At 62.3% G+C, this 3,568-nt stretch carries 6 protein-coding genes; all 6 read right to left on the minus strand.

Going from position 1 to position 3,568, the window contains the following annotated elements; all coding sequences use genetic code 11:
- Window positions 1-1,102, minus strand: a 1,102-nt coding sequence (gene secY, locus EN935_RS26745; protein ID WP_127373784.1) for a preprotein translocase subunit SecY, incomplete at its 3' end; no start/stop codon positions are given.
- Between the two features lie 193 nt (window positions 1,103-1,295).
- Complete coding sequence (gene rplO / locus EN935_RS26750; RefSeq protein ID WP_013531434.1) at window positions 1,296-1,772, minus strand: 50S ribosomal protein L15; 477 nt, start codon at window positions 1,770-1,772, stop codon at window positions 1,296-1,298.
- A 22-nt stretch (window positions 1,773-1,794) separates the two neighbouring features.
- Entirely contained in the window at window positions 1,795-1,992 is a 198-nt protein-coding gene (rpmD, locus tag EN935_RS26755) for a 50S ribosomal protein L30 (RefSeq protein WP_006205449.1), read from the minus strand.
- 24 nt (window positions 1,993-2,016) lie between these two features.
- Entirely contained in the window at window positions 2,017-2,580 is a 564-nt protein-coding gene (gene rpsE, locus EN935_RS26760) for a 30S ribosomal protein S5 (RefSeq protein WP_127265740.1), read from the minus strand.
- Between the two features lie 131 nt (window positions 2,581-2,711).
- Window positions 2,712-3,071 carry a 50S ribosomal protein L18 gene (gene rplR / locus EN935_RS26765; RefSeq protein ID WP_032925343.1) on the minus strand — a complete coding sequence of 120 codons (360 nt, stop codon included), beginning with the start codon at window positions 3,069-3,071 and terminating at the stop codon, window positions 2,712-2,714.
- Window positions 3,072-3,209: 138 nt separating this feature from the next.
- Window positions 3,210-3,568, minus strand: a 359-nt coding sequence (rplF, locus tag EN935_RS26770; protein ID WP_127373785.1) for a 50S ribosomal protein L6, incomplete at its 5' end; no start/stop codon positions are given.

Here is a 3,568-nt window from a genome sequence, read left to right on the forward strand (position 1 = left end):
CGATATAATCGGCAGTGCGCTCGCCCGGACGATAGCCGGGGATGAAGCCCGAATGCTTCTTGAGCTGGTCGGCGGTGTCCTTCGGGTTGAAGACAATCGCAGTGTAGAAGAAGGCGAAGAACACGATCATCGCCGCATAAAACAGCATGTAGAGCGGCTGGCCGTGGCCGAGCGAGGCGAGCACGGTGCTTGCCCAGGCCGGCATGTTGGTCGTCTGCGAGAAGCCGGCGACGGTTGCCGGCAGCAACAGCAGCGACGAGGCGAAGATCGGCGGGATGACGCCCGATGTGTTGAGCTTCAGCGGCAGATGCGAGGTATCGCCCTGGAACATGCGGTTGCCGACCTGACGCTTCGGATACTGGATCAGCAAGCGGCGCTGGGCGCGCTCGAAGAACACGATCAAGGCGATGACGACGATGGCGAGCACGATGATCGCCAGGATCAGGCCGGTCGACAAGGCGCCCGTGCGGCCAAGCTCCAGCGTGCCGGAAATGGCGCGCGGCAAACCGGCGACGATGCCGGAGAAGATGATCAGCGAAATGCCGTTGCCGATGCCGCGTGCGGTGATCTGTTCGCCCAGCCACATCAGGAACATGGTGCCGCCGACCAGCGTGACGACGGTCGAGAGGCGGAAGAACATGCCTGGATCGTTGACGATGCCGTGACCGCCTTCCAGGCCCACCGAAATACCATAGGCCTGAACCAGCGCCAAAAGCACGGTGCCGTAGCGTGTGTACTGGTTGATGACCTTGCGGCCCTGTTCGCCTTCCTTCTTCAGCGCTTCCAGCGACGGGATGACCGAGGTCATCAGCTGCATGATGATGGAGGCGGAGATGTAAGGCATGATGCCGAGCGCAAAGATCGCCATGCGCTGCACGGCGCCGCCGGCGAACATGTTGAACATGCCAAGCACGCCCTTGCTCTGCGAGGAGAAGGCTTGGGCGAAGGCGTCGGGATTGATTCCGGGAAGCGGGATGTAAGTGCCGAGGCGGTAGACGAGCAGCGCGCCGATCGTGAACCAGATGCGTTTCTTCAGGTCCTCCGCTTTGGCGAAGGCCGAGAAATTCAGATTCGAGGCTAATTGTTCAGCAGCCGAAGCCATGCCTGATTCTCCGCTTGGTAACGCTTGATGGCCCTTGAGGTCAGGCGGTGCGTTTCACCGAAGCTCACGAGATAAGCTCCGGGCTCTAAACATGCAAGCGGCCGCGTTGACGCGGCCGCCTCGTTGAGCAGATCAAAGCGCAATCGTGAGCAAAAACGGATCCCACTCTTGCCGATCGCGCTTCAAATTGCCGTTACTCGGCAGCTGCCTTTTCCTGCGGCAGCTTGACCGAACCGCCGGCCTTTTCGATCTTCTCGATCGCGGCCTTGGAGGCGCCGGCAACGTCAAAGGCCAGCTTCGCCTTGATCTCGCCGTCCGAGAGGATGCGCACACCGTCCTTGACGCGGCGGATGACGCCGGCGGCAACCAGCGATTCAGCCGTCACGGTTGCCTTGGCGTCGAGCTTCTTGGCGTCGATGGCCACCTGGATGCGGGCCAGCGACACGACAGTGAAGCTCTTGGCGAAGATGTTGTTGAAGCCACGCTTCGGCAGGCGCCGGTAGAGCGGCATCTGGCCACCCTCGAAGCCGTTGATGGCGACGCCGGAGCGTGCCTTCTGGCCCTTGACGCCGCGGCCGCCGGTCTTGCCGGAGCCGGAGCCGATACCACGGCCGAGACGCTTCTTGGAGTGCGTCGCGCCGTCCTTGTCACGCAGATCGTTGAGTTTCATCTGAGTTCTCCTGCGCTCTGGCTCAGCCCTCGTCCACGACGCGGACGAGATGCTGGACGGCAGCGATCATGCCGCGCACGGAGGGCGTATCTTCCAGTGTGCGCTGCTTGTGCATCTTGTTGAGGCCGAGGCCGACCAGCGTCGCGCGCTGTTCCTTCGGACGGCGGATCGGCGAACCGATCTGCTCAACGGTGATGGTCTTGGTTGCTTTCTTGGCCATGGTCAAAATCCCTGGTCAGATCGACTATTCTTCAGACGCAACGGCGGTGCCGCGGCGGGCCTGAAGGGTCGAATACTTGATGCCGCGAGCAGCAGCCACATCCTTGGGATGCATCTGGCTCTTCAGCGCGTCGAAGGTGGCGCGAACCATGTTGTAGGGGTTCGACGAACCCATCGACTTGGCGACCACGTCATGCATGCCGAGCGTCTCGAAGACAGCGCGCATCGGGCCACCGGCGATGATGCCGGTACCTTGCTTGGCAGCGCGCAGCAGCACGCGTCCCGCGCCCCAGCGTCCTTCGACGTCGTGATGCAGCGTACGACCCGAGCGCAGCGGCACGAAGATCATGTCGCGCTTGGCCGATTCAGTGGCCTTGCGGATAGCTTCCGGCACTTCGCGCGCCTTGCCGTGACCAAAGCCGACGCGGCCCTTCTGGTCGCCGACGACGACGAGTGCTGCAAAACCGAAGCGACGGCCGCCCTTGACGACCTTGGCGACGCGGTTGATGTGGACGAGCTTGTCCACCATGCCGTCATCGCGTTCTTCACGATCGCGGCCGCGGCCGCCATCCCTACGTTCCTGTGCCATATCCTGTTCCTTGTTTTTTTCCGGAAGCACGGTTGCTGATAAGATCCGGCGCCTCTGTGGGTCACCGGGGGCGAAATCATTTCCTTCGCATAATCTTTATCCGAAAAGTCTGCAACTTTTCGGGATCATGCTTAGAAGCTCAAACCACCTTCACGGGCAGCCTCGGCGAGCGCCTTGACGCGGCCGTGATAGATGTAGGCGCCGCGGTCGAAGACGACTTCCTTGACACCGGCCTTGGTGGCGCGCTCGGCGATCAGCTTGCCGATCGCGGCGGCAGCGGCGGTGTCGGCGCCGGTCTTGAGCGAACCCTTGAGGTCCTTCTCGAGCGTCGAAGCGGCGGCGATGGTGTGGCCCTTGGCATCGTCGATGACCTGCACGTAGATGTTCTTCGACGTGCGGTGGACCGACAGACGCGGGCGCTCACCAGCGACCTTCTTGATCTGACGGCGGACGCGCTGCGCGCGGCGCTGGATGGATTCCTTGGTAGCCATGATAGTTCCTTGCCTTCAAAAAACGGGGGCCGCCATGTGCGGTAGGCGAATGCGCCTCCCGCGACCGCTCCCCGCGGCGTTGCACTTCTTTAGCTTGGTCCTTTCCGAAAAGTCTTCGACCTTTCGGGGCCAAGCCCACTACTTCTTCTTGCCTTCCTTGCGGACGATCTTCTCGCCAGCGTAGCGGACGCCCTTGCCCTTGTAGGGCTCGGGACCACGATACTCGCGGATCTCGGCCGCAACCTGGCCGACCTGCTGCTTGTCGATGCCGGCCACGGTAATTTCAGTCGGCTTCGGCACCGTGATGGTGATGCCCTGCGGCGTCTCGTAGACGACGTCATGGCTGAAGCCAAGTGCCAGCTGCAGGTTCTTGCCCTGAAGTGCCGCGCGATAGCCGACGCCGGTGATCTCGAGCTTCTTTTCGAAACCGTCCTTGACGCCCTGCAGGATGTTGACGATCTGCGTGCGCGACATGCCCCACTTGGAGCGGGCGGTCT

Origin of the sequence: Mesorhizobium sp. M7D.F.Ca.US.004.03.1.1 (assembly GCF_003998635.1) — a bacterium.
Taxonomy (GTDB): Bacteria; Pseudomonadota; Alphaproteobacteria; order Rhizobiales; family Rhizobiaceae; genus Mesorhizobium; species Mesorhizobium loti.

What these genes read in the sequence shown, in the direction of transcription:
- rplO (WP_013531434.1), bottom strand. Translation starts at nt 1,772, where the DNA reads ATGAAACTCAACGATCTGCGTGACAAGGACGGCGCGACGCACTCCAAG.
- rpmD (WP_006205449.1), bottom strand. Translation starts at nt 1,992, where the DNA reads ATGGCCAAGAAAGCAACCAAGACCATCACCGTTGAGCAGATCGGTTCG.
- rpsE (WP_127265740.1), bottom strand. Translation starts at nt 2,580, where the DNA reads ATGGCACAGGAACGTAGGGATGGCGGCCGCGGCCGCGATCGTGAAGAA.
- rplR (WP_032925343.1), bottom strand. Translation starts at nt 3,071, where the DNA reads ATGGCTACCAAGGAATCCATCCAGCGCCGCGCGCAGCGCGTCCGCCGT.